Below are 26,809 nucleotides of genomic sequence, written 5' to 3'. Positions count from 1 at the left end.
TGGTGCCGGAGTTGCGGATGCGGCGGTAGGCGGGGTAGGTGACTCGTCCTATGCAAACGAGTGACAAAAATCCTCTCTTGAAAAATTTTTCTCAAACATAGCATGAACACAAAACCCTCAGTTGCTCTCGTTGCCTGCATTTTGGTCTTTTCGGGGTTCTTCAATGACGCAACGAACGCTTTTGCGCAAACCACGTCCGGCACTTTCACCGGCTCCGGCACCAATTGGAGCGACACGGCAAGCTGGACATCCGCTGGCGCACCCGGCGCGGCGGCTGGCGACACGGCCACATTCAGCACGATTTCGCCTTCGCCGCTAAACGGCAAAACCATCCGGCTCGATGCGGGAAACGTCACGCTTGGCAAACTTTCCGTCACCGGGCCGAGCTCGTCCGCGTTGCGCACCACGCTTGGTTTTGACGCGCCTGCGGGGACGTCCTTCATCTTCGATTCCGGCGTCGCGGGCACGGCGGCCGAGCTCAGTCTTTCGGGCAATGTCAATCTGGCCATCAATCCCGCGGTCAGCCTGGGCTCCGATCTGCGGGTCAATAATTTGGGCAATTACGTCAACACGCTCGCGTTCACCAACACCGTCGCGATTGGTGGCAACACACTTTATGTGAACCCCGTGGCGATCGCCTCGACCGTCCGCCTCGGCGGCGCGCTCGCCGGTTCGGGCACGCTGGTCAAGACCGGTGGCGGCACGCTTGTCCTCGCGAATGCCAACGCCGCGTTTACCGGCAATGTCCGCTTCGAGGCCGGCACGATTTCGCTCGAGGCCAACAACGCCCTCGGCGCGTCGCCCATCGTGGTGACCACCGGCAACGCGAAGGCGTTTGACCTCTCCGGCGCGCGCACGCTTGCCAACACCCTCGCATTCGACGCGACCGCGTCCAGCCTCGCCATCAACGGCGGCTCGGGCTCCTCGCTCACACTTGGCGCGTCCGAAGCGACCACGCTCGGCGCGGCGGCCACAACCTTCAACATCGACGCCAATACCTCGCTTATTTTTGGCGCCGCGCATGCCATCACGGGCGCGGGCTCGCTGGTGAAGGACGGCTACGGCACGCTCACGCTTTCCAGCGGCAACAGCACTTTCGACGGCCTCATCGTGCGCCAGGGTTACGTCAACACGTCGGCGTTCACGGGCGAGCTTGTCCTGGGCGCGGCCTCGGCGGGCAAAAATATTCTCGGCAGCGGCAACATCACCGTCATGGGCGACGGCACTCCCGGCGACGAAACCATGCTCACGCTGACCGGCGCCAACGCCAGCGCGCTCGTCACGTTTGGCGGCGGGCGCGTCACCATTTCCAACAACGCCAAGCTGCGAATCGAAAACGCGGCCGTGGCGCTCACCTCCGGCACCATCGATTTCGGCACCGGCGCGCTCAAGGGCAACATCTTCTTCAACAGCGACGTGACGCTCGGCGACACGGTCATGCTCAACACCACCTCCGCCGTCATCAACCTCGGCAAAAACGTCGCCATCAACGCCGGTTCGCTCGTCGCGGCGAGCACCCCGCTTGCCATGCGTTCCGAGACGGGCGCCGCCCGCGGCCTCACCGTCAACGGCGCCGCCACCATCGCCGATCTCACCGTGTCGGGCACGGGACTCGTCACGCATTCCAACAGCGTCGGCGTCGCCACGACCACGTTCACAAAACTTTCGCTCATCGACTCCGGCTCGCTCTCGCTTGGCGGCGGCGACATCGGCATCGGCTCCCTGTATTTTAACACTGGCGCGCTCATCGCCGGGGGCGCGAGCCAGCTCGACGGCGCGGCGGTCTCCACGCTTGGCGGCACGGTCAACACGCTTTCGCTCGGCGGCCACGACCAGGCGTTCGCCTCCCTTGACCTCGCCGCAAACACGCAGCTTCTCATTGATTTCGGCAGCGGCGGCGGCTCGACGGCGACAATCCTCGGACTCGGCAATACGACGCTCGGCGCCAACTCGATCCTGAAGTTTAGAAACTACAGCGCCGACGGTTCGTTGACGGATGATCTCATTTCCACAGCCAATACCCTGTCGGCCGAGGCGCTGTCGCAAGTGTGGTTCTACGGTTACAACAAGGGCGCGGAATACGACCTCTCGGGCAACCTCGCACCCATCGCGGGCAACTACCTCGACGCCGTGTTCGACAACAAGACCGACGGCCTCGCCACGACGGGCAACTGGAAATGGTTCGACGCGACCAACTGGGTCGGCGACGACGAGTTCAACATCCCCAATTTCGCCGGCGCCAAGGCCACGATCAGTTGCGCCGCGATCGGCTCCACAATCAGTTCCTTAAACCCCATCACACTGGGCGGCAACACCGTCACGCTCGGCTCGCTGACCATCGACCCCACCGGCCATAACAGCAGCTATTTTGCCATCAACACGGGCACGTTCGTTTTCGATAACAACGGCGCTGGCGCCACGCTCACCCAAATCTACGGCGTCAACCTTCAGATTCCCGCGGCCATCGTGCTCAAGGACGATCTCACCATCTACTCCGGCAATTATGTGCTGCTCAACGGAATCGTTGAGGGCGACAAAAACATAACAAAAACCGGGCCGGGTTATCTTTATATCTGGACCACCGAGAAGACGGGTTTTTCCGGAACGCTGTTCCTGGAGGAAGGCATCCTGACATCGGAAATGCGCAACAGCACCGGCACTTGGCTTGGCGACGGCACCGTCGTGCTACGCGGCGGCGTGTTCCAGTCGTATCATGCCGACAACAAGCTGAAGTTTTCCGGCGCGTTTGAGATAGAGGGTGACGTCACGCTGAACCGCCTGAACTTTCTTTACAACGGCTCCGTTGATTTGGATTCGGTTTATAAACTCGCCATAAACTCGATGCCCACCGACCCGGCGGAATACGCCTCCGTCACCTTCGGCGCGGGAATCGATTTCACGGGCACGGGCGGGCTGGTCAAGGCGGGTGGCGCCGCCATGGAAATGCTCGGCGACAACAGCTCGTTCTCCGGTGGCCTCACGATCAATACGGGCGCGCTTTACACAACCATCGGCGCCGCCGGGTTGCGCATCGGCGCGGTCGAGGCCGGTAAAAATTATCTCGGCTCCGGCGAGCTTTTCCTGACCGGTGGCAACAGCGTTATCAATGTCGAAACCGGCGGCAACGCCGTCCTCCTCCAAGGCGCGGACACCCTGCACACGGCCACCATCACCTTGAACAACAACTCCGCGTTGCGCTTCACCGGCGACGGCGCGGTCACTCTCGGCTCCGACATGCGGATTATTTCGTCCGCGGGCGCGGGCACGCTGTCCGTTGCGGGCGATGTCATTTTTTCGGGAGCCGTCTACGGCAACGGCGTTGACTCCTCCCGCTCGCCGACCCTGCGCCTCGACACCAGCACCAACACCACCGGCCAGTCCTACGTGAAGGCCGGCGGCGCGGCCTACGCCAATATCACGAATCTCTCAAACATTGCCAAATACGGCAACGGCATCAGCACCTTCTACCACAACGGCACCGACGCAGCCAATGTGAACAGCATCACGACGGGCACCGTTTACGTATACGGCGGCATCCTCCAGCTCGGCAAAAGCGACCAGCTCGTCGCCGGCGCCCTCGTGCTGCAAGGCGGCGCGTTCGATGCCAACGACCACACAAACGCAATCACCAACCTCTACTTGCGTGACAACAGCTCGCTGATCCTCGGCGGCGCGGGCGGCCTCACCTTCACCAACGCCATGACGGCGGTGGACGCGAATTGGAGCCGCTCCAAAATCCTCATCGTTCAAAATGCCGACGGCAACTGGGCGGCTGGCGACACCGGCGCCTACGTCCGCTTCAGCAACGACAATTTCGCAGCAATCTCCGACAGCCTGCTCGCCAACATCGCCTTCACCGGCTGGGAAACCGGCGCGAAAATCGAGCAGGGCAGCGACGGCTTTTATTATCTCCTGCCCGACACCGGCAGCGCCCTCCGCACAACGGAATGGTCCGGCGGCGGCGCCGTCTCGAACTGGAGCGACACCACCAACTGGCTCGACAGCACCGTGCCCAACGTCGCCACGGCCAGTGTCACTATTCGCGACATCGACTCGGACCTCGCGGCCAAGACCATCAACGTCGATGGCGGCTACGCGCTCAACCACCTCAACATCGAGACATTCCAGTCGCGCGTCACGCTCGACGGTTCCGGCATGCTCACCTTCAACGGCGTTGGCGCGATCGAGGACGCATCCTTCGCCCGCATCAAGCACGCCGGCTCCTCCATCCTTGCCATTGGCAGCGATGTCACGCTTGCAACCGACACCGAACTCGCCACGACCATCATGCCCGCGGCCAACACCACGGCGTTTCCCGGCTATGTCGTCTGGTCGGGACAAATACACGGCGGCGGCAAGCTCGTCAAAACCGGCGCGGGCATGCTCCGCATCACCAGCGACAACGCCGCCACATGGACCGGCGGCGCGGAACTGCGCGACGGCGGCCTGATCCAAATCGGCGCCAGCAACGCGTTTGGCTCCGGCGTCCTCACCCTCGGCGACACGCTTGCGGACACCCAGACCCTGGAGGCATGGTGGACATCCGGCGGCGGTGGCGCATCCGTTGCCCTGCCCATCATAAGCAATCCCACCGCCGCCGCGCTCGCCGCCGCCACGCGCGTGCTCGACAACGACTGGATCCTCAACGGCAACCTCAAGCTCCAGCGCGAAACCGGCAACGGTGCGGGCTCCGAAACCGGCAACATCACCCACTTGCGCATGACGGGCGACGGCGTCCTCTCCGCCGGCACGCACAGCATCAGCGTCTGGGGTGCAAACAACGTCTATTACAGCACCGACACCTCGGTCCGCAACAGCCAGCAACTGCTCAGGATCGACGGCAACATCAGCGGCGCCGGCGGCCTCGCCCTCGGCGGCTACGGTTCGCTCATGCTCACGGGCGCAAACACCTTCGAGGGCGGCGTCACGCTCAATGGCGTCGAAATCTACGCCGGGCACGACCACGCGCTTGGCGCCGCCGCCGGAGTCATCAAATTCGGAGCCGTGCACAACGGGTTTCACGCGTGGAATCCGGCCGGCAACACCTTTCTCGCCACCGCCGGCGCGTCCCGGGTTGTGTCCAATCCGCTCAGCTTCAACGGAGGCCAGCAAACATTTCGCGGTAATTTCACCTTCGACCACGCCGGTGTCTCGACCATGACGGCGGCCACTTATTTTTATGTTTATAACACCCTGATCTTTGGCAAGGACCACATCCTCGACGGCACGGGCAGCCTCTATAGAATCAACTACGGCGGAGGCACCATGCGCCTCCAAGCGCCCAACCGCTATTCCGGGGGCACGCTCTTTGAGGTCGGCGTCTTGGAAATCGGCATCGACAGCGTGCTCAATCCCGACGGCACCGTGCAAAGCGGCGCGCTCGGCACCGGCGCGCTTACGTTTCAAAGCTCGGGCGCCTATCTCTCGCCCTATTCCAACGACGCCGGCACGACCTCGCGCACGCTCTCAAACGCCATCGAATTCAGCAACGGCAGCAATGCCTTCCTCGTGCGGAAATCGCTGGCCGCTGACAACGTCGCGCACACCCTCATCCTCGACACCCCGACCATCACGCTCAAGGGCGGCAATTCCTACGCCATCAACGTGCTCTCCGGCGCCACCCTCGCCATCAAGTCGCAACTGCTCGACACCAACAACACCAGCGGCTTCACCGCCAACGGCGCCGGCGGCATCATCGAGCTCTCCAACGCCGCCAACATCATCACCGGCGGCATCAACATCACCAGCTCCGGCACCGTGCGCGCCGTCGCCGACATCGCGGGTGACGGCCATGTCACCATCGGCGCCGAGGACACCGCCGCCAACTACCTTGGCACCGGCGTCCTCACCGTTTCCAACGCCAACGGCGCGTTCGAAATCGTCACGCAAGGAGCCGACGCCGGCAACCCCGCCCTCGTCACCATCGCAAAACGCGCCGACGGCCAGTCGGCAATCGTCCTCAACAACGGCGGCAAGTTCAACGTCACCGGCGCCAACGTCGTCACGCTCCTCGGCGACGGCGTGACGCTTGGCAGCACCACCGCGGCCAATCGCGGCACGCTATTTTCCTCCGGTATCATGCGGGCGTCCAACGCCACGGTCGGCGTGAAACTCTCCGCGTCCTCCCTCGAAATCACCGGCGGCGTCCTCACCCTGGCGGCCGCCAACCTCGTCGGCGGCGTGCAGGCGCTCACCCTCGACAACGGCACGCTCGATCTCGGCGGTCACACCCAGACACTCGGCGGCGGGCTCCTCATCTCCGGCAATTCCACCATCGACTTCGGCGCCAATACCAGTCTCACCAAGTTCATCGCCGCGGACCTCCTTTTTGATGCCGGAGGCCAGCTCGCCTTGATCAACTGGAAAGGCAACGCCATCACCGGCGGCGGCCTCAACCAGATCATTCTCAGCGGCGCGAGTTCCGAGCAGCGCTACGCCGACGTCAACTTTGGCTCCCAATACGCGCTCGGCGGCAAGACCATGAAGATTGGCGGCGACTGGGTGCTCGTGCCCTTCGGCGTCGCCTACGCGTGGGACGGAACCTCCAACGATGAGTGGAACGGTGAAAACTGGCTTTCCTACGACGCAGGCAGCGACACCTATTATCCCACCAACGCCAAGCCGGATTACAAAGGCAAGGGCGCCACCTTCGGCGATGCCGACGCCAGCCTTGGCGGCAAGGTGATTCGCAACGTCAACGGCATGGTCATCGGCGGCATCGGCCTGAGCCGCACCTATGCCGACAGTTTCACCATCGGCACCACCGGCGACATTATCAACCTCGATAGCGACGGCGGCAACACCTACATCACCGGCGACGCGCTCTCGAAGGCCTCGATGATCATTAATGCCGGGCTCAACCTCGAATACGACCGAGGCGTTGGATCAAACAGCTTTGTCGTCACGCACGAAGGCTCCGGCACCATCACGATCAACGGCGTCATTGAGGGCAGCCAGGCCATGATCAAGCGCGGCGCGGGCGTGCTCGTCCTCGCCGGCGCAAACAGCTTCACCGAAGGCTTCGCGCTCGAGGGCGGCCTCGTGCGCATCGCCGCCGACGGCACCGCCACCAACGGCCCCCTCGGCGAGGGCAAAGTTATCCTCAAGGGCGGCGCGCTCGAGGCGCTCGGCGCGGACCGCACACTCCTGGCCAACCCGCTCGACATTGCGGGCAGCTTCAGCGTCCTCGGCGACCACCGGCTCGCCTTCGCCAACGTCGCGACATCCACCGTTTCCACCAGCGCCACCGTGACGATCGACACCGGCGCCGCGCTCAGCCTCGCCGGCGCGCTCACCGGCCCCGGCACGCTCACCAAGGCGGGCCAGGGCGTCCTCATCCTCGCGGGCGACAACTCCGCCCACGCCGCCGGCATCGAGCTCGCCGCCGGCAAAATCGAAGCCCTCACCAACACCGCCCTCGGCGCCGGCGTCCTCAACGTCACCGGCGACGCGATTCTATCAAACACCAGCGCCGCCTCCGTCGCGCTCTCCAACACCATCGCGCTCGCAACCGGCAAGACACTCTCGCTCGAAAACACCGCCGCCTCCGCGCTCGCTCTCAACGGCCCCGTCACTGGCGACGGCGCGCTCGCGAAAACCGGCGCCGGCACGCTTCGCGTCACCGGCTCGAACGACTACGCCGGCGGCACGCAAATCACCAGCGGCAGCCTCGTCGCCCAAAACGCCGCCGCGCTCGGCAGCGGTTCCGTCACCATTGGCGCGACCGGAAACCTCGCGCTCGATTTCACCGGCACATTTGCAAACATCCTCGCGGGCGGCGGCACCACGCATGTCAAACAAGCCTCCGTCACGATCACGGCCGACAACAGCGACTACGCGGGCGACTGGCGCGTGCACGGCTCCTCGATGATGATTGTGAGCGCGACTGAAAACATCGGAACCGGGGATCTCAACCTGGCCGGTTCCTTGAGGGTCGCGTCACCCGGCAGCTTTGTTCTCGCCAACAAAGTTGACAGCGTGTCCACCTACGCCGGCGACATTTCGCTGAACCTCGCGGCGGGCGGCACGTTGTCGTTCGTATCCACGGCGCAGGGCGGCAACTTCACCGGCACCGTCAATATCAACACCGGCGTCCTCAATCTCGACTCTGTTGCGGGCGATGCGACCAACGGCGTCCTCAAAAACGCCCTCGTCTCGCTCAACGGCGGCGCGATCAATCTCAATGGCGACCAAACCGTGCGCAACCTGACACTCATTAACGGCGGCACGATGATCGTCGATTTCGGCCAGGAAAAACTCAGCGCAACCGACATCAACATCGTCGGCTCCGCCACGGTTGACAGCAACCCGGCCGGCGCGGGCGGACTCCTCTCGCTCGACGACGGCGTCACCGCCGCCATCGCCCAAAGCGCCAATGCCGTAACCGGCAACATCGCCAGTCTCAGCCTTAAAGGCGCGTTGAACAGCACGACCATGCTGAGCGACATCATCCAAGGCTCCGACACCGCCGCCAGCCCGACCGCAAAGGCCGTGCACAACTACGCCTTCTCCGCCATGCACGGCGGCACCCACGGCATCTTCCTCAGCAGCACGCTCACCACCGTCGAAATTCAGTCCGGCAAAACCTTCACCCTCTCGCAAACCAACAGCGGAGGCGCGCAAGACTTCAAGGCCCTCATCACCCAGGCCGCCGGCTCGCCCGCCAACCTCGCCATCGCCGCGGGCGCCACCGCGGGCGATCTCATCACCCTCGCGCCCGCCGCCGCCTACACCCACACCGGCACCACCACGATCGCCAGCGGCTCCGTCGCGATTGCGGCGACCGCGCCCCGCGAGCTCTTTGCCAGCGGCACCGCGTTCCAAATCGACGCGGGCGCGACGCTCGTTGTCACCAATTCCCTCGCGCTCAACCATCTCGGCGGCGCGGGCAAAATCGCGCTGACCGGCGGTGGCATCACGCTCAACAACACCATCGCGTCCCAATACGACGGCACCTTTGAGGGGGCCGCGCGCATCGAAAAAACCGGCGCGAGCACGTTCACGCTCACCGCCGCGAGCACCGGATTCACCGGCACGACAATCGTCACCGGCGGCACATTGCGCCTCGAAAACCTCGCCGCCACGGGCACAGGCAGCGTCACCGTGGCTTCCTCCGCCGTCCTCGACCTCGCCGACGTCGGCGACTTCGCCAACACCATCGGCGGCAACGGCGTCGCCGTCGTTTCTGAAAACGGCGTCAACCTCACCGGCGCCAACACCATCGCCGCGTGGAATATCACCGGCTCGGGCACCGTCAGCGGCACGCAAAATCTCGGCGCCGGAAACGTCAGCCTCGCGGGTGGCCGGCTCGCGCTCGCGCCCGCCGCCGGAGGCTGGACCTTCACCAACACGCTTGGCGGCGACGGCACGCTCACGGCAAACTTCGCCGACGCCACCGGCACGCTCGCCTTCGCGTCCGGCCTGAATAATTCATTCACCGGCACGCTCGCCATGCGCGGCGGCCACCTCGCCCTCGATGCCAACGCCGGCTCGCTCCTCGCCAACGCCGCGCTTGTCCTCGGTCAAAACGGCTCCACCGAAATCAACGCCAACCGCGTCATCGGCGCGCTGGAAATGGACGGCGGCACGCTCATGGTCGAAACCACGGGCGCGCACGTCAGCCCGACCGGCACGCTCACCGTTACCGACCTCGTCGCCGGCAGCGGCACCACCAAAATGTCGAAACCCGTCACCGTGGTTGACGACACCGACGTGATCAACGCCCCCTCGTTCTTTGCGCAAACCGGCACGGTCCAGCAAATGATCGTCAACGCCACCGGCAGCGTCACCGGCACGGGCGTGCAACTCGACATCATCCAATACGACGGCACGCCCGTCTCCGGCAACGCCATCGCCACCGGCATCCGCGACGCCTCCAACGCCGTCACCGGCACCGCGAGTTACGATTTCTACGCCGCGGTCACCGGCAGCGGAATCGGCTGGGCCTACGGCCTCGTCGAACTCAGCGCCAACGCCGGCGCATCCATCACCCTCTCCAACTCCAACGCCGCCCAATCCGCGCTCGGCGTGAAGCTCACCGGCTCAGGCGGCTACACCATGAGCGGCACCGGCGTGTATTCCATCGGCAACGCCGCCAGCAATTACGAAGGCGCGACGCTCGTCACCGGCGGCACCGTGCGCATGCTCACCGACAACGCCTTTGGCGGCACACCGCTCCTCGACCTCGCCGCCAACACAGGCGTTGACATGAACGGCAAGACCCAGGCCACCGGCACGCTCAACACCGCCGCCGGCAGCACGCTCGATCTCAACGCCGGCGTGCTCACCCTCGCCAACGGCGGCACCTCGCTCGGCGCGCTCACCGGCTCCGGCACGCTCAACACCGCCGGCCACCTCGACATCCGCGGCGCCAACACCGGCCTCTCCGCCGACATCGCAAACACCGGCACCATCCGCATCGACAACACCGACGGCCTCGGCCGCTCCGGCACGCTCGCCAACAACAACCTCCTCGCAATCGACACCGCGAGCGGCACCTTCGCCAAGTCCGTCACGGGCGCGGGCAACATCGCGCTCGCCGGCAGCACCGTCACACTGGGAGGCAACAACGCCGCCTTCACCGGCACCTTCGACGTCGCCGTCGGCTCGCACCTCGCCGCCTCCACCAACGCAAACCTCGGCGCGGCCAATCTCGTCGGCGCGGGCGTTTTTGAAAAACAAGACACCGCGACCACGATCACACTCACCCACGCCAACGCCGCCTTTACCGGCACGACCCTCGTCACCGGCGGCACGCTGCGCCTCGAAAACCTCGCCGCCACCGGCACGGGCGCCATGGTCAACAACGCCGCGCTCGACCTCGCCGCCACCGGCGATTACGCCAGCAACATCACCGGCTCCGGCACCACCTTTGTCACCGCCAACGGCGTCAACATCACCGGCGTCAACACTGGCTCGGCCTGGAACATCACCGGCTCCGGCACCGTTTCCTCGACCGCCAATCTCGGCGCGGGCGACACGCACATCGACGGTCTCCTCGTGGTCAAAACCGGCGACTCATGGCTTTGGGGCAACACCCTCACCGGCTCCGGCACGCTCTCGGTCAACCTCTCCGGCTCGACCTTCTCCTTCGGCTCTTCAGCCGTCAGCCCTTCAGACTATTTCGAGGGCACCGTCACTCTTGCCGACACCACCATGAACCTCGGCGACGACTCCAACGTCGCCGCCCTCAAAAACGCCACCCTTCAACTCGACGCCGGCTCCGCGCTCCACACCAACGCGGTCACCGGAACAATCGGCGGCCTCACGCTCAACTCCGGCAAACTCTGGATTCCGAAAAACGGCGTCAATCCCTCCGAAGTCCTCAACGTCGGCACGCTCTCCATCACCGACGAGTCCAGCGTGATCGTGTTTGAAAACTACATCTCCGGCACGCACGCCGCCGTCGAGGTTGGCAAAAACTTCCTCGATCAGGACGGCCCCGGCTCCAACGCCACGCTCCTCGTCAAGGCCGGCACGCTCGCCGAGCACGCCTCCCACCAGCTCGACATCGTCAAGGCCGACGGCACCGCGCTCTCCGAGGGCCAGGTCATCGACTACGGCAATGTCGAGGCCACCTACGGCTACGCCGCGATCACCGCCAGCGCCACCACCAGCACGGGACACGAAGGCGGCCTCTACTACGATTACGTGCTGCGCCAGCTCAACGTGAAGGACGGCGAAACCCTCGTGCTCACCAGCACCGGCGCGACCGACAACACTCTCAGCGCCGACATCACCGGCCTCGGCGGCGTCACCTACACCACCGGCTCGCTCATCGTGCTCACCGGCTCCAACAGCTACACCGGCACAAGCATGCTCAAGAGCGGCACCGTCCAGGCGGGCGCGGACAACGCCCTCGGCAACACCAAGCTCGTCATCATCGAAATCCCCGCCACCTTCGACCTCAACGGCAACGCGCAAACCATCGCCGAAGGCGGCCAAATCGACGGCCACATCACCGGCACCGGCGCGCTCACCCTCGCCGGCGGCACATTGACCGTCACCAGCGCCAACACCGATTACACCGCGCAAACGACCATCGGGGCCGCCGCCACCGCGCACCTCACCGACGCCGACGGCCTCGGCTCCGCCGACATTCTCCTCGACGGCATGCTCACCTTTGAAACCACCGGCACGGCGCGCAACACGCTCTCCGGCGCCGGCACCCTCCGCATCGCCGGCGGCGAAGTCATGCTCGCCACCTCCAACACTGGCTTCCACGGCACGGGCACCGTCGCCGCCGGCCGCCTCGTCGCCACGCAAATCGACACGCTCGGCGATGCCGACATCGGCGTCGCATCCGGCGCGGCCTTCGAGCAAACCGGCATGTCCGGCACGCTGCGAAACAACATCGCCGGCGAAGGCACGCACTACGTGACCAGCAGCACCATCACCATCGCGAACACCGCCTACGACATCGCCGTTACGACGCTCGACCAAAACGCGCAACTCAAGCTCGCGCGCGACGCCGTCAACTTCGGCACCCTCAACATGCGCGGCGGCGCGCTCCTCTTCGACAATCCCTCCGACACCGCTGCAATCGCGACCCTCGGCGACACGTCGGGCCTCTTTGTAATGAACGCCGACCTCGCCGCGCAAACCGCCAACCGACTCGACCTCGGCAACGCCGGCTCCGCCACGCACTCCGTTTACATTCTCGACAACGGCATCGAGCCGACCGCGCACAACATTTCCATTGAAATCATCACCGCGCAAACCCCCGGCGCCGCCGACTTCGTGATGGCCAACCCCGGCGGCAAACTCGAATACGCCCTCACCTCCATCGAGCTCGTTCGCGGCGACAGCAGCATCTACGCGCCCAATCCGGACAGCTGGTATCTCCTCGACCAGGGCCTCTCGCATTCCGCCGACGCGATCATCAACACCGCCTCGGCCCTCGCCCTCGACTGGGCCAGCTCCCTCGACGCCATCCACACGCGCCTCGGCGACATCCGCTCCGAAACCCTCGGCTCCAAACCTTCCGCCGGCGGCATGTGGTTCCGCTCCCGCGGCTACCGCCTCAACGCCGCCAACGAACTCTCCGGCATGAGCTTCAAGCAATACGGCTGGGGCGTCACCGGCGGCGCGGACAAAGCCTTCGCAACCCAAGCCGGCGTGAACTTCATCGGCGGCTTCATCGACATGGGCAATGTTGACCGCCGCCTCGACAATGCCGGCGACGGCAAAACCCGTTCCGTGGGCGCGGGCGTTTATCTGACCATGCTCGGGAACAACGGCTGGTTCCTCGACGGCACCGCGCGCTTCGACCGCTACAACAACGAATTCGACGCCAAGTCCGTGAGCGGCCGCGTCACCCACGGCAAATACAACACCAATGGCCAGAGCCTCTCGCTTGAGGCGGGCCGCCGCCTGCAACGCGCCGACGGCTGGTGGATCGAGCCCGGAGTGCAAATGGCGGTCCTCTGGCTCAAAGGCTCCGACTACTCGACGCGGGCCACCGTCGGCCAGCGCGCAATCGACGTGAGCGTTGGCGATTCCGACACCTGGCAATATCGCGCGCTGGTTCGCGCGGGCCGCCGGATCCGCGACAGCAAGTGGCACCCCTATGGCAAGTTCGCCGTGGTCGCGGTCGATTCCAACGGAGGCGAAATCACCGCCCACAGCAAAACCTTCAAGGCCGACTACGACGGCAGGCGCATCGAGATTGGCTTCGGCACGAGCTACCGCCTCAACGAAACCAGCCAGTTGTATTTGGATTATGAATACGCGAAGGCCGCCTACTACGACCGCCCCTGGTCCCTAAACCTCGGCTACCGCCGCCTATGGTGATTTTTGACGCGATGGCGCGCGCCTTGCGTGCGCCCGCTGCGATTTGATCGCGCGCTTGGCTCCAAAGTCTAAATTCGTTCGCAAATGGCATTATGACTTGAACTCGGGTTTCCCCGGCGCAGCGTGTGCCGGGGATGCCTTGTTTTGCTTGATCGCGCTTGTCGCATCCGCGCCGCCATCCAATATTTCCCCCAATGATTGCAGTCCAAAATCTCACAAAGGTATTTCGCGACAAAAAGCGCGGCGAGATTCGGGCGGTCGATGATGTCAGTTTTACCGTCGAGCCGGGGCGCATCTACGGGTTGCTCGGCGCGAACGGCGCGGGAAAGACAACGACGCTGCGCATGCTCGCCACCCTGCTCAAACCCACCGGCGGCACGGCGATCGTCAACGGGTTCGATGTCACGCGCGAACCGGAAAAAGTCCGCGCAAACGTCGGTTTCATGGCGGCAAGCACCGCGCTCTATGGACGTCTCACGGCGCGCGAAACGCTCGTGTATTTCGGGCGGCTCAACGGCTTGGCGGACGCGGAGATTGGCGCGCGCATCGGGCGGCTTTCGGGCGAGCTCGACATGGATGAATTTCTCGACCGGCGCGTGGATAAATTTTCCACGGGCATGAAACAAAAGGTGTCCATCGCGCGCACGCTCATCCACGACCCGGCGGTCATGATTTTCGACGAGCCCACGATCGGGCTCGACGTGATGGCGGCGCGCACAATCGTGCAATTTATCCGCGGTTGTCGCGAGCGCGGCAAAACGGTCGTTTATTCGACGCACGTGATGAGCGAGGTTGAAAAACTGTGCGATTGCGTGGGCATTGTGCACGGCGGCAAATTGCTCGCCGAGGGAAGCGTGCCGGAGTTGCGCGCGCGCCACGGCGAGCAGGACATGGAGGAAATCTTCGTGCGCGTGGTTGGCGGGGCGGACGGGAGTCCGGCTTCGGGCGACTTGCGATTGAAGGAGGGCGCGCAATGAACTGGCGGCAAATCTCCACCGTGTATTGCAAGGAGCTGATCGACACGCTGCGCGACCGGCGCTCGCTGATCTCGATGTTTGTCGTGCCAATCGTCGTCATTCCCGTGCTCATGTTTGGCGCGGCGGCGGTCAGCTACAAAAGCGTGCGCAAAGCCTACGAGGAAATCCCGACCGTGATGCTGATCGGCGGCGCGAACTCGCCGCATCTGCGCGCGGCGTTCGCCGCCGACAAACGCATAAAACTGGTGCCCTTCGCGGATGATTACGCCGCGCGGATCGAGAACAAACAACTGCGCGCGGCGGTCGAGGTGCCGGATGATTTTGACGCGACCGTGGCGCGATTGGGAAAAGCGCCGGTGGTGATGATTTATAATTACGCGGGCGACGTGCATTCCGGCGCGGCGGTGTCGGAGCTGACGCGTTTTTTCTCCTCGTATGGGGACAAGATGGTGCGCTCGCGCTTGGCCGCGAAAAATCTACCCGCGGATTTTCACCGCCCGTTCACCGTAAAAAGGCAAAACGTCGCCCCGCCCGAAAAAGTGGGCGGCGCGCAACTCGGCGGGCTGATTCCGTATTTGCTCATTTTACTGTGCTTTACCGGCGCGATGTATTCGGCGCTGGACCTGACGGCGGGCGAGAAGGAGCGCGGCACGATGGAGACGATCCTGTGCAGCCCGGTCGGGCGCACGGAACTGGTGCTGGGCAAATTCCTGCTCGTGCTGACGGCGTCGCTGGTGACGGTGGTGTGCACGCTTGCGTCGCTTTCGCTGACGGCGCTTGGCGCGGTGCGCCTGCTTGCGGGCGACGCGGCGGTGCAAGGCGCGAAGGTCGTGGGGGAGGGCGGCCTGGAAATCTCGGTGAGCCTGCCGGGATTGTTCGGCGTGTGCGTGCTGGTGGTGCCGCTGGCGGTGTTGTTTTCCGCGGTGCTGTTCTCGGTGGCGCTGTGCGCGAAGAATTACAAGGAGGCGCAGAGTTATGTGTCGCCGCTCATTTTCGTGATCATATTGCCGGCGGCGCTTGCGATGCTCCCGGGCGTGGAGTTGAACGCAAAATACGCCCTCGTGCCGCTCCTGAACGTGGCGCTTGTGAGCAAGGAAATGGTCTCGGGCAATTTCCCGATTGGCATGATCGCCCTGATCTTCGGCTCAACCTGCGTATACGCCGCCGCCGCCCTGGCAATCGCCGTGCGGATGTTTAAGAAGGAGAGCGTGATTTTCCGTGCGTGAGGAAGAGGTTGACGGCGGCTATACCGCCTCGGCTCTCGGCGCGGGTATTCATCCGAGGGTGACAGCTTGGACGAATTGCGCGCCAACGTAAAAGAGGCTGTGTAGGCGTATTTTGACGAATCCATGGACGTCCCTCGCATTATCCGGCTGCACTTTGTTCGTGACGTAGTGTTTGCGCGATGAAACTGCCACGCGATGTTTCCGGCTCGGGATTGGTCAAGGCGTTGAAAGAATAGTGGCAAGCATGACGCCAAAGGCGTCACACAACTTAGCCCGGGGTGCGCGTAAAGCGCGCAACCCCGGGTTGCCAATAACACGCAGACCGGCGCCCTGTAAGGGGCGCGACAATGTTGCGGGTGTCGTGACGATTTGTTGCGCCCATTCGTGGGAGTGAATTTTTAAAAAACAGTCCCAGGGTATCGCAAGCCCCACCCTGGGATAAGCTGTGGCGCGTCTTTGACGTGCAAAGGCGGCTCAACTCTCAGCCTCGACGTTAAACGAATGTCTCGACCGGCAAAATCCCACAAACATTCGCCTTCGCCTTCGCTTCTACTTTGCGCGCGCGATATTTCGAAAAATAATTGTCGAGCGGGTTTTGGTTTTACCGCGTGACGGCGCGGGAGGTTTTTTGTATGCGTGCTATTCGTGAAAACTCTCAATATCGCTGTCGTGGGTTATGGAAACATCGGTCGTTTCGCTGTCGATGCCGTGCGCGAGGCGCCGGATATGAAGCTGGCGGGCGTGGTGCGCCGCGCCGCGTCGGTCAAAAAATCCGTTGTGCCGCCGGAGCTTGCGGGCGTGAGGGTCGTGTCCGACGTGGACGAGCTGGGCAAGGTTGACGCGGCGATTCTTTGCGGGCCGACGAGGAGCATTCCCGAAACCGCGCCGCAGTATTTGAAGCGCGGGATTCACACGGTAGACAGTTTCGACATCCACGGCGAGGCGTTGTGGAAATTGCGCCAGTCGCTCGACAAGGCGGGCAAGGCGTCGGGGTGCGCGGCGGTGATTTCCGCCGGCTGGGACCCGGGCAGCGACTCGATGGTGCGCACGCTGATGCTCGCGATGGCACCGCGCGGGATCACCTACACGAATTTCGGCCCCGGCATGAGCATGGGGCATTCGGTGTGCGCGAAGTCGAAGAAGGGCGTGCGCGACGCGCTTTCGATGACAATTCCCACCGGCACGGGAGTGCATCGCCGCATGGTTTACGTCGAGCTTGAGAAGGGCGCGAAATTCGCCGCCGTCGAAAAGGCAATCAAGACGGACGACTATTTTGCAAAGGACGACACGCGGGTGTTTCAGGTCGAGAGCGTGGACGCGCTCAAGGACATGGGCCACGGCGTGAACATGGTGCGCAAGGGCGTGAGCGGCAGCACGCACAACCAAGTGCTCGAATTCAACATGCGGATCAACAACCCCGCGCTGACCGCTCAGATTATGGTGGCGTGCGCGCGAGCGGCTGCGACGCGGTTGCGTCCCGGCGCCTACACGATGCCGGAGATCGCGCCGATGGACTTGCTTCCGGGCGACCGCGAGACGCTCGTGAAGACACTGGTGTGAGTTGCGGTTTTTGAAGCCGGCTTTGTTCGACTCAAAGCGACATAAGTCGATTTGGGTCGATTCACGTCGAGGGCTGCGCCGATTTTAATTCCGGCAATGCGCAAAGCCACGCGGCGTCCTCGGGGGCGAGCGCTTTCAGCCGCAGGGCAACCACGGGATCTTGCGCATTTTTTGTGTGGATATGTGCGAGGACGGGACGGTCGCGGCCGGTGGGCTGGTCGATTTCCGTGCGGATGATTTCCGAGAAACGGACGAATCGGCGAAACCGAAACAGGGTGACGGTTTCGATGCCGTCGGGATGGATCGTGATGCGCTGCGAAAAAACAATGGTGATGACGGCGGCGTAAAGAACGACCGGTATGAGTGCGAGGAAGAGGATGACGGGTTGAAAGCCGCGTTGATTAAAAAGAACCGCCGCGAGCACGAGCAAGGGTGCCAGAGCCACCGCGAAGGAAACGAATGGTCGCCGCGAAATTTTCAGCGTGCGTGGGAGGTCGGTTTTCATGTGTTGAAGGTTGTCTTGAGAGAGGGAAGGGGCGAGGGCGAATTATTTGGGCTCCGTTTTTTGCGACTAAACGGGTGTATTTATGGGGATTTTCCGGAAAATATTTTTTGCAAAACGATTTCGGTTCGTCTGGGTTATTCGTATTGTATTGTAATGCAATGTATTATGTGTTTCAAAAAAATCATGCTAAATTTTGAACCCAACTTAATTTTTTGTAACATTTCCTCGACACCTGCTGTCTGAGTTGGCTGTCTCAATGCATCTTGACTTGTTGAGGCAGCAGCGGCGGTTCACCCCGCCAGATTCTCCCTTAATCATTGAAAGAACACCTAAACCAAACTATGAACAAGAACATCATCAAAGTTGCCGGTCTGGCTCTCGCCGCCGCTTTTGCTCTCTCGGCCCGCGCCGACGTTGCCATTCACCAGAATGTGAGCGTCTACGGCTACGCCGCAGGTTCCGTCCAGTATTCGAAGCCCGACAAGGGTAATTCGGACACCGAGATGGATCTCGACGCCGCCAAGATTGGTCTCGCGTTTAATTTCGCTCCCGTCACCGCCAAGATCAGCGTTTATGCCGATCATGGTGCCGACGAAATCAACATCCTTGAGGCCAACGCCACCTACGACATTGGCAACGGTTTCAGCCTCACCGGCGGTCGTTTCCAAAGCTGGATCGGTTATGAAGCGTTCGATATCCCGAACTGCAACTTCATCACCTACGGCACGGATATGCTGGGATGGATCATTCCGAACTTCCACGAAGGCATTCGTTTTGACTATGCCCTCGACAAGATGAGCTTCGGCGTCGCGGTTGTTAACTCCGTCTACAACATTGAGGACAAATATCGCGGTGATGGCAGTCTCAGCGACGGCTACGGTGTTGAAGGTCACTTCGGCTACAACGACGGCGCTCTCTCCATCGGTGCCACGCTCGCCTACCAGAACACCCGCGACGACCGTGAATATGATTACAACCCAATCCTCTTGGGCGATACGTATATCGCCGATGTCTGGGCTCAATATGTTATCAATAACAAAACCACGATCGGTGCGGAACTCTTCTACAGCAAGAGCCGTGAAAACTCCAGCAACAATGTTGAAGACTATTACGGCCTCGTGATGGTCAAGCAGCAGTTCACCGAAAAATTCAGCCTCGCCGGACGTTTCAGCCTCGGAAATGAAGAGATCAAATCAGATCTTCTGCCTAAGAAGCTGAAACTCGACTTCTGGAAACTCTCAGTGCAGCCTGCCTACGCCGTCACCCAAAACCTTAGCGTTGGCGCTGAGGTCAGCTACACCAAATATGAAAAGGACGCTAAGGTTATTTCCGGCTACGGCAAGAGCAAGTGGTTCGCCGGTGTCCAGGCCGTCTTCAAATTCTAATATAATCCCGAAACGGATTAATATTATTCAGCTTTAAGCAGCGAAACCCCGGTGGCGAAAATGCCATCGGGGTTTTGTTTTATGATATATTGACTCCCCGAGAGTTGCGCGAGTCGCACAACAAGATTAAAGTGACATTCAATTATGACATCCCCGGCAAACAGTAACAAAACTCCACGCACCACAGACAAAAACACGCGCCGCCGCTGGCCGCGATGGGCGCGCATAGTTCGCGTCATTGCAATCGTTGTGATCGTTCTCATTTTGGCCGGCTTTTTCATCGCGCCGCCCATCGCTAGAAACATCCTCGAAGAGCAGCTCACCAAGCATCTTTCCACGCCCCGGGTCACGCGAGTCGCGCAAATCGAGCGCGTCCGCATCAATCCCCTCGCGCTCTCCTGCTCCGTCGAGGGCCTTTCCATAACCGCCAGCGGACGCGATCCGCTCGTCAGTTGGGACAGCCTTCAGGCAAGCCTCGACTTGCGAACGCTAATCTCTCGCGAATGGCGTCTGCGCAAAATTGCGCTCGACGGTTTCGCCGGTCGCATTGCGATCCTGCCCGATGGCAAACCCAACTTTGCCGACCTGATTCCGGATGAAAAAGACGAGCCGGTTGCGTCCGATGAAAACAAAAAATCCGCGCCCCTCCACATTAACGAACTCTCGGTCACCAACGCGCGCATCGACTACTCCGACGCTTCCCTGCCGCAACCTTTCTCCACGCAACTCGGCCCGGTCAATTTCACCGTGCGCGATTTCCAAACCGGCCGCCCCGACCTCGCGCCGGGCGAGTTTTCCGCGACCACCGAGTCCGGCGAAACGCTTTCGTGGCGCGGCAGCCTCGCCGTCGCCCCGGTTTCCTCGCGCGGCGAAATCCGCGTCGGAAACCTCGCCATTAAAAAATACACGCCCTTTTACGGGCACCTCGTTCGCTTCGACGTGACCGACGGCAAGCTCGACATCAACCTGCGCTACGAAGTCGCAGCCGACGCGGACGGCATCGCCATCCGAACCGCCCAAAGCGACATCGCGCTCCGCGACCTCCAGATTTCCGAGCGCGGCAAACCCGTCCCCGCCGTCGGCATCGGCGCGATCGCACTCTCCGAAATCACCGCCGAAATCCACACCGCGCGACCCGCCGCGCCCGTGCTGCGCATCGGGCGCATTGCGTTCGACAACGGCGCCGTCGCGCTGCGCCACGACGCGCGCGGAATCAACCTCGCCGAGCTTTTCTCCCCCGCGGCCACCGATTCGCCCGCCTTCGCCACAAGCGCACCCGCCCCCGCCGCGGCACCCGCACCCGCGCCCGATATAACGGTGGGCGAAGTCGCCGTGCGCGATTTCACCATCAACATCGAGGACGCCACGCTCGACGCGCCGTTGCTCACCAAGGCCGTCATCGACACGATGAGCGCCAAGAATTTCTCACTCGCAAAACTCGACTCGCCCCTCGCGATCGAACTCGCCATGCGCATCGCCGACGAAGGCGAACTCCGCGCCGGCGGCGAACTCGCCCTTTCGCCAATGCGCGGAAAAATTTCCGCCGAACTGGGCAACCTTCCCCTCACGCTCGCCGACGCCCACGTCAGCCAGTTCCTCAACGCGCGCATCGAGAAAGGCCGCCTCGCCGTCAAGGCCGCCGCGACCATTGATCCCGAAAGCGGCCTCGCCGTCGCGGGCAGCACGAGTGTCACGGACTTCGCGGTAAAAGACGCCTCCGGCGGCCCGCTTCAATCGTGGAAGACGCTTGCCGTGCGCGAAATCGTCTACGCCGAAAAGCCCGCCGCAAAAATTGCGATCACTGAAATCGCGCTCGACGGCTCCAGCACGCAAATAAACATCTCGCCGGACGGCCTGCTCAACATCGCCGCCCTCGCCAAGCAAAGCGAGCCGCCGCAACCCGCACCGTCCGCTGAAAACCAAACACCCGTGCCGGCGGCGCCGGCGGCATCCACGGCAAGCGAGCCGCGCCTGCTCGTCACCATTGGCAAAGTCACGCTCAACGGAGGTCGCGTCGCGTTTTCCGACCAGTCAATCGCGCCCGTTGTCAAAATGTCGCTTGATGAAATCAACGGCGCGGTTTCCGGGCTCTCCTCGGAAAACATCGCCCACGCCGACGTGGATGTTCGTGCAAAAATCAACGGCGCCGCGCCCGTTTCGCTCACCGGCCAGGTCAACCCGCTCAGCAATGATGTTTATTCCGACCTGCGTTTCGCGATCGACAGCGCCGCGCTTGCGCCGCTCAGTCCCTACGCCGGAAAATACGCCGGGCGCACGCTCGCCGGCGGCACGCTCAATGTCGATGTGAGCACAAAAGTTTCGAAGCGTTTTCTCGACAGCGCGAATGTCATCACGCTCGACCAATTCGAGTTTGGCGAGCACACCGGCAGCCCCGAAGCGACCAGCCTGCCGGTCGGCCTCGCCGTGTCGCTCCTGCGCGATCGCAACGGAAAAATCATCCTCGACGTGCCAATCAAGGGCAGCCTCGACGACCCCGAATTCAAATACGGCCGCGCCGTCCGTCACGCGCTCGCCAACATCATCATGAAGGCCGCCACCGCGCCCTTCTCCCTGCTCACCTCCGTGCTCGGCATCGGCGGCAAGGCGGACGGCGGCGCGGAGCTCGACCTTTCCCGCGCCGAGTTCCACGCGGGTGCGAACACGTTGAACGAAGCCAGCCAAAAGAAACTCACCCTGCTCGCCAAGGCGCTTGGCGAACGCCCCGCGCTGCACCTCGCAATCTCCGGCGGCTTCGATGCCGACACCGACAGCGCCGCGCTTCGCAGCATCCGCTTTTCAGCCGACCTGAAACAGGAATACCTGAACGAAAACAGCGGTGGACAAGTCTCCGCCGGTTCCACCGACGCATTGCAACTCGCGCCCGCCATCGAAGCCCGCCTTGTTGAAATCCTTTACCGGAAAAAAATCCCCGCGGCGGAACAAGCCCGCGCCGAAACGCCGCCGACACCCGAGGCGATGCGGGCGCAACTGATCGAAACAATCCGGATCGACGACGATCAGTTGAGCCAACTGGCCGCCGCGCGCGCGGAATCGGTGAGGAGCTTCCTTGTTGATAAAGGAGTCGCGGAATCCCGTGTCACACTCTCCGGCAAACCCGCCACCGGCGCGCTCGCGAGCCTGGAACTGCAGTGAGGCGCGCTACGATACCAATTCCGTCATAAGCTGGCGCACGCCTTCGCTGGCGCCGGTTGTGATGTGACGCACGTTCAGGCGTCCCGATGTTGTTGCCGGATCAATCAGGTAAACCGGCGCTCCGGGCGGCACATGGTCGATGAGACTCGCGGCCGGATACACGACAAGCGACGTGCCTATGATTGCAAATAGATCGGCGTGTCCCGCGAGTTCGATGGCGGGGCCGATCATTGGGACATCCTCGCCGAACCACACAATATGCGGACGCAGTTGGGAGCCTCGCGGGCATTTGTCGCCGATCGCAATATCGCGATATCCGATGTCGATGATTGTGTTGCCTTGCTCGCCGGGACCCGCCTGCGTGCCGCGCGCCTGCGTGAGCAAGCCATGCAAATGAAGCACGCTTTTCGAACCCGCGCGCTCGTGCAGGTCGTCCACATTTTGCGTGATGATATGCACTTCAAAATGCTCCTGCAGCGATGCGAGTCCGATATGGCCCGCGTTGGGCTCGACCTGTTCGAGTTTGCGGCGGCGCTGGTTGTAGAAATCAAGCACGAGCGCGGGATTGCGCATCCATGCTTCGGGCGTCGCGACATCCTCGACGCGATGTCCCTCCCACAAGCCGCCGGCGTCGCGAAACGTCGGGATTCCGCTTTCCGCGCTCATGCCGGCGCCGGTGAGGACAACAAGGGTTTTCTTCATGCGACCAAAATGGCCGCGCGTGGCGCGGACTGCCAAGTCTGCTTCCGCAAAGCGCGCGATTTTTATTGAAGACAGACTTGGCAGTCTGCGCCAAAACGCGCGATGAAACGGGAAAATCTACCCGATGCGTTTCACAAAATCGACGAAACCACCCGCCTGTTTTTCGAGTCGTTGCACGAGTTCGGCGGACTTGATTTTTCCGGATTCGTCGAGTTCGTTAAAAATGCCCGGAATGAATACGCGCGCGGGAAAAATATGCGCGTCGCGATAGCCGAAAATCGGCTCCAGTTGCTCGACGGCGCGGAGCGCTCCCCACATGCCCGCCGAGATGCCGGTGAACGCGACGGGCTTGTGCTCGAAGCTCTCGGGGAATTGCAGCATGTCGATGAAGTATTTCAGCACGCCGGGAAACGAGCCGTTGTATTCCGGCGTGATGATGTGCAGGCCTTTCGCATCAAGGATGCGTTGTGAAAACGGAGCAAACGAGGCGGGTTTTTCGGTGTAGGAGGCGGGCGAAAAAATCTCCGCAGGAATCTCCGCGATGTCAAAAATCCGCGCGGCTGCATTGTGTCTTTTATAAATTTCCAAAATTTGCGCGGCAACTTTGCGACTATTGCTGCCGGGGCGATTGGTTCCACTAATGATTTCGATCATGCTGTATATATTGCACAGAAAATCGTGATAATCAATTTCGGCACGAAGATAATGCCCGATGTCCGGACTGGCGGCGCGATACTAATCGCCGGGTTGGATTGCGCGGGCGGAGATTACAAAATTTCCCAACATTTGTAATGACAAGGGGATTTACTTTTTGGCGCGCCGAAAGGCAGCATTCATGCGATCAATCTCATCGCGCAAAAATTCACCTGATTTTCACAATAACATTAACTGTAATATACAATGACCACACGCAACCTCGTTCGTATTATTATTTCCACATTCGCGCTCGCGGGCGCCGTTTTCGCATTTGCGGGCTGCTCAACCCCGGCGGGTCAGACCGCGCAGCGTGGACAAAAGGAAACCGACCGGGTTGCCGACGGCATCAACGCCGCCGACAGCACCGTGAACAAAGCTGCGGACACCACCGAGAAAATTTCCAAGACTGCCAGGCGGTTGTTCAAGTAAACCCGCGTTCGCCCCGGCGACGCCCTATTCCCCGTCCTTTTTGCCCTCATGCTTGGCGCGTTCCTTTAGCGCCTTGTTGATCGCGTTGATGTCGAATCTTTCGGCGTCGTATTCGGGGCCGAGCCATTCGATCCACTCCTGGCCGATCTCGGTGTGCGGTTCCTTGATGCACGCGAGCATGTCGTTGTAAGCCTCCACACCGCCGCAATCCTCCGGCGGACCCGCGCGCTCGCCCGCGACGCACGTCGGAGGGGAGAAATTCTTTTTGCAGGGTTCCGTCTTCTCAACCTGCAACTCCACCGTCCATCCCTCGCCGAAATGATAGCGGTAAAGCGCCATCCCCGCCGTTGCCAGGCCGACGTCCGCAAGCGTCACATCGCGGTCATCCTCAATGACGATATTGTCACGCTTGAACGGGTTTCCATAACGCGTGTTTCCAATGGCAAACTCATGCGTTTGGTAGTCGAACCAGTCGAACGCGATCTGGATGGCATCGTGCAACTGGTGCAGCCACATCGATTCACGCACGGTCAGGCGCCGCCAAATGAGCGGTTCGCACCCCGCCACGCGGGCAAGCAGAACCAGCGCCCGGTCGTTGGGTTTCTTTTCGGCTGGCGCGCCGTGTTGGCCGTCAAGGGTTGAGATCATTGAGTTCGGAAAAAATACTCCCGTTAGAAAACCAGCCTCGCGCCGCCGGGCAAATCACAAATCGACGCAATCAAGTTTTGGGAATTGGGGAAAACACCGCTCCTGATCGCATGCATGATTTCGGGGTGTCACGTTGCATCGCACCCGGCCGGCCGCAAAAAAGCGCGGCTGTGTGGTGCCGCGCTTTTTATTTTTATCATTGGGAATGCCTTACTTGAACAATCCCAGCACCACGTCCGGCCAGATGCCGAGGGCGATTGTCAGGGCGGCAGAGGTGGCGAGGGCGATAACTGTGCTCAGCGGGACGCGAATCTTTTCTGTTGCGGCGGAAGCGCCGGCGGTGGCGTTTGTCACGAGCGCGGCTTTCAGGATGATGAGATAATAGTAGAGTCCGACGGCGCTCATGGCGATGGCGAGGAAGGCCAGCCAGCCGGCGGGGGACATCAGGCCGTTCAAATAGAGCGCGGCGGCGAAGAGATAAAATTTTCCAAAGAAGCCCGCGAGCGGCGGGATGCCGGCGAGCGAGAGCACGCAGACAAAGAGCACGAGCGCCAGGAACGGGCTGCGTTTCCACAGGCCGGCGAGGTCGCTTATGCGCTGGCAGGGCGCCGTGCGTTCGATCGCGGCGAACACGCTAAACACGCCGATGGTCGCGATGCCGTAGGTGAGCGCGTAATAAAACAGCGGGCCCGCGCCTTCGGCGCGCACCGCGATCACGCCGAGGAGCATGATGCCGGCGTGCGCGATCGCCGAATACGCGATCAGGCGGCGCGCGTTTGTCTGCGCGAGCGCGGCGATGTTGCCGAGGAGCATCGAGGCGGCGGATATGATTATGACCACCATTATCCATCCGGCGGGGCCGCCGAAATTGATCGCGTCGCCCGACACGGTTCCGAGTCCGCTGAAGAGCAGGCGCGCGAAAAACGCGAAGCCCGCCAGCTTCGACGCGGAGGCGATGAGCGCGGCGGCCGGCGCGGGCGCGCCTTGATAGACGTCGGGCGCCCATTGGTGGAAGGGCGCGGCGGCGGCCTTGTAACCGAAGCCGACGAGCACCATCACGAGCGCGACGAGGAGCAGCGGGCTCGGGCCTTGCACGGCGAGCGAGCGCGCGATTTCGGGCAGCACGATCGTGCCGGTCATTCCGTAAATGAGCGAGAAGCCGAAGAGCATGAACGCCGCCGCCATGCCGCCGAAGAGGAAATACTTGAGGCTGGCCTCGGCGGAGGCGCGGCTGGTTTTGTCGAAGCCGGCCATCACGTAGAGCGAGAGGCTCGCGAGTTCGAAGCCGAGAAACGCGATGAGCAGGTTGTTCGACACCGCCATGAGCGAGAAGCCCATCGTGGCGAGGAGCTGGATGGCAACGTATTCGGCGGGGTGTTTGAAATGCGGAGTGCGAAGCGCGGAATGCGGAATGGAACCGGCGATGAGCAGCAGCGTGAGCGCGGACAGGCCGAAGACGCCCAGCCGCACGCCGTGCGCGAGCGTGTCGTAAACAAACGCGCCGTGAAACCAATACGCCGCGTGGCCGACGGGCGGCACGTTTGTGTGGAGCGTTTGGAAAACGGCGGAGGCGAGCGTCACGATTCCGATGAGCACGGCGACGCCGCGTCGCGCGCAATCGGACATGCGGCGCCCGAAGGCCATGTCGTAGCCAAGCGCCAGCAGCAGCCCGAGCGTGAGCGCGATTTCGGGGCGCAGGGCGTAAACGAGTTCGGCGTAGTTGATCGTCGCGTTCAT

Annotated in this window: 13 protein-coding genes; 7 read left to right on the top strand and 6 right to left on the bottom strand. The window is 62.3% G+C overall.

Annotation, left to right across the window (positions count from 1 at the left end):
- The first annotated feature begins 102 nt into the window (after positions 1–102).
- The 4 genes from CKA38_RS04350 (at position 103) to CKA38_RS04335 (ending at position 17,554) form a co-directional block, all read left to right on the top strand.
- A complete protein-coding gene (locus CKA38_RS04350; RefSeq protein WP_108824399.1) occupies positions 103–13,791 on the top strand; it encodes an autotransporter-associated beta strand repeat-containing protein in 13,689 nt (4,562 codons plus the stop codon).
- Between the two features lie 194 nt (positions 13,792–13,985).
- The gene (locus tag CKA38_RS04345) at positions 13,986–14,768 is read left to right on the top strand and encodes an ABC transporter ATP-binding protein (RefSeq protein WP_108824398.1); all 783 of its coding nucleotides are present in this window, start codon (positions 13,986–13,988) and stop codon (positions 14,766–14,768) included.
- Entirely contained in the window at positions 14,765–15,994 is a 1,230-nt protein-coding gene (locus tag CKA38_RS04340) for an ABC transporter permease (protein WP_108824397.1), read from the top strand. Before CKA38_RS04345 ends, CKA38_RS04340 begins: the two co-directional genes overlap by 4 nt.
- Before the next feature lie 645 nt (positions 15,995–16,639).
- Positions 16,640–17,554, top strand: a complete 915-nt coding sequence (locus CKA38_RS04335; RefSeq protein WP_108824396.1) for a diaminopimelate dehydrogenase — start codon at positions 16,640–16,642, stop codon at positions 17,552–17,554.
- A gap of 61 nt (positions 17,555–17,615) precedes the next feature.
- Here the strand turns inward: CKA38_RS04335 and CKA38_RS04330 are convergent, their stop codons facing one another.
- Positions 17,616–18,059, bottom strand: a complete 444-nt coding sequence (locus CKA38_RS04330; RefSeq protein WP_108824395.1) for a hypothetical protein — start codon at positions 18,057–18,059, stop codon at positions 17,616–17,618.
- A 341-nt stretch (positions 18,060–18,400) separates the two neighbouring features.
- Between CKA38_RS04330 and CKA38_RS04325 the strand changes: the two genes are divergently transcribed.
- Positions 18,401–19,444 (top strand): outer membrane beta-barrel protein, encoded by a 1,044-nt coding sequence (locus CKA38_RS04325; RefSeq protein WP_108824394.1) that lies wholly within the window; start codon positions 18,401–18,403, stop codon positions 19,442–19,444.
- A 23-nt stretch (positions 19,445–19,467) separates the two neighbouring features.
- Here the strand turns inward: CKA38_RS04325 and CKA38_RS16255 are convergent, their stop codons facing one another.
- Positions 19,468–19,707, bottom strand: a complete 240-nt coding sequence (locus CKA38_RS16255) for a hypothetical protein (protein WP_236919150.1) — start codon at positions 19,705–19,707, stop codon at positions 19,468–19,470.
- On the opposite strand from CKA38_RS16255, the gene CKA38_RS04320 reads away from it, so the two are divergent.
- Positions 19,694–22,597 (top strand): DUF748 domain-containing protein, encoded by a 2,904-nt coding sequence (locus CKA38_RS04320; protein WP_484489034.1) that lies wholly within the window; start codon positions 19,694–19,696, stop codon positions 22,595–22,597. The two genes, CKA38_RS16255 and CKA38_RS04320, sit on opposite strands and share 14 nt — an antisense overlap.
- A gap of 6 nt (positions 22,598–22,603) precedes the next feature.
- On the opposite strand, the gene CKA38_RS04315 is transcribed toward CKA38_RS04320, so the two are convergent.
- On the bottom strand, positions 22,604–23,299 hold the full coding sequence (locus CKA38_RS04315) for an SIR2 family NAD-dependent protein deacylase (RefSeq protein WP_108824392.1): 696 nt from the start codon (positions 23,297–23,299) through the stop codon (positions 22,604–22,606).
- 117 nt (positions 23,300–23,416) lie between these two features.
- Entirely contained in the window at positions 23,417–23,953 is a 537-nt protein-coding gene (locus tag CKA38_RS04310) for an NADPH-dependent FMN reductase (RefSeq protein ID WP_108824391.1), read from the bottom strand.
- Positions 23,954–24,199: 246 nt separating this feature from the next.
- Here CKA38_RS04310 and CKA38_RS04305 point away from each other — a divergent pair, with 246 nt between their 5' ends.
- A complete protein-coding gene (locus tag CKA38_RS04305; RefSeq protein ID WP_108824390.1) occupies positions 24,200–24,424 on the top strand; it encodes a hypothetical protein in 225 nt (74 codons plus the stop codon).
- 24 nt (positions 24,425–24,448) lie between these two features.
- On the opposite strand, the gene CKA38_RS04300 is transcribed toward CKA38_RS04305, so the two are convergent.
- Both CKA38_RS04300 and CKA38_RS04295 read right to left on the bottom strand, forming a co-directional pair.
- Positions 24,449–25,072 (bottom strand): plasmid pRiA4b ORF-3 family protein, encoded by a 624-nt coding sequence (locus CKA38_RS04300; protein ID WP_108824389.1) that lies wholly within the window; start codon positions 25,070–25,072, stop codon positions 24,449–24,451.
- A gap of 210 nt (positions 25,073–25,282) precedes the next feature.
- Complete coding sequence (locus tag CKA38_RS04295) at positions 25,283–26,809, bottom strand: NADH-quinone oxidoreductase subunit N (protein ID WP_108824388.1); 1,527 nt, start codon at positions 26,807–26,809, stop codon at positions 25,283–25,285.

The organism is Ereboglobus luteus (genome assembly GCF_003096195.1).
Lineage (GTDB): Bacteria > Verrucomicrobiota > Verrucomicrobiia > Opitutales > Opitutaceae > Ereboglobus > Ereboglobus luteus.
The sequence above is the reverse complement of the archived record's forward strand: the minus strand, read 5'-3'. Positions and strand labels throughout refer to the sequence as shown.

Coding starts and splice junctions, on each gene's coding strand:
- CKA38_RS04350 (WP_108824399.1), top strand. CDS start 103: ATGAACACAAAACCCTCAGTTGCTCTCGTTGCCTGCATTTTGGTCTTT.
- CKA38_RS04340 (WP_108824397.1), top strand. CDS start 14,765: ATGAACTGGCGGCAAATCTCCACCGTGTATTGCAAGGAGCTGATCGAC.
- CKA38_RS04300 (WP_108824389.1), bottom strand. CDS start 25,072: ATGATCTCAACCCTTGACGGCCAACACGGCGCGCCAGCCGAAAAGAAA.
- CKA38_RS04345 (WP_108824398.1), top strand. CDS start 13,986: ATGATTGCAGTCCAAAATCTCACAAAGGTATTTCGCGACAAAAAGCGC.
- CKA38_RS04305 (WP_108824390.1), top strand. CDS start 24,200: ATGACCACACGCAACCTCGTTCGTATTATTATTTCCACATTCGCGCTC.
- CKA38_RS04310 (WP_108824391.1), bottom strand. CDS start 23,953: ATGATCGAAATCATTAGTGGAACCAATCGCCCCGGCAGCAATAGTCGC.
- CKA38_RS04295 (WP_108824388.1), bottom strand. CDS start 26,809: ATGAACGCGACGATCAACTACGCCGAACTCGTTTACGCCCTGCGCCCC.
- CKA38_RS04315 (WP_108824392.1), bottom strand. CDS start 23,299: ATGAAGAAAACCCTTGTTGTCCTCACCGGCGCCGGCATGAGCGCGGAA.
- CKA38_RS04330 (WP_108824395.1), bottom strand. CDS start 18,059: ATGAAAACCGACCTCCCACGCACGCTGAAAATTTCGCGGCGACCATTC.
- CKA38_RS16255 (WP_236919150.1), bottom strand. CDS start 19,707: ATGAGAACGATCACAACGATTGCAATGACGCGAACTATGCGCGCCCAT.
- CKA38_RS04325 (WP_108824394.1), top strand. CDS start 18,401: ATGAACAAGAACATCATCAAAGTTGCCGGTCTGGCTCTCGCCGCCGCT.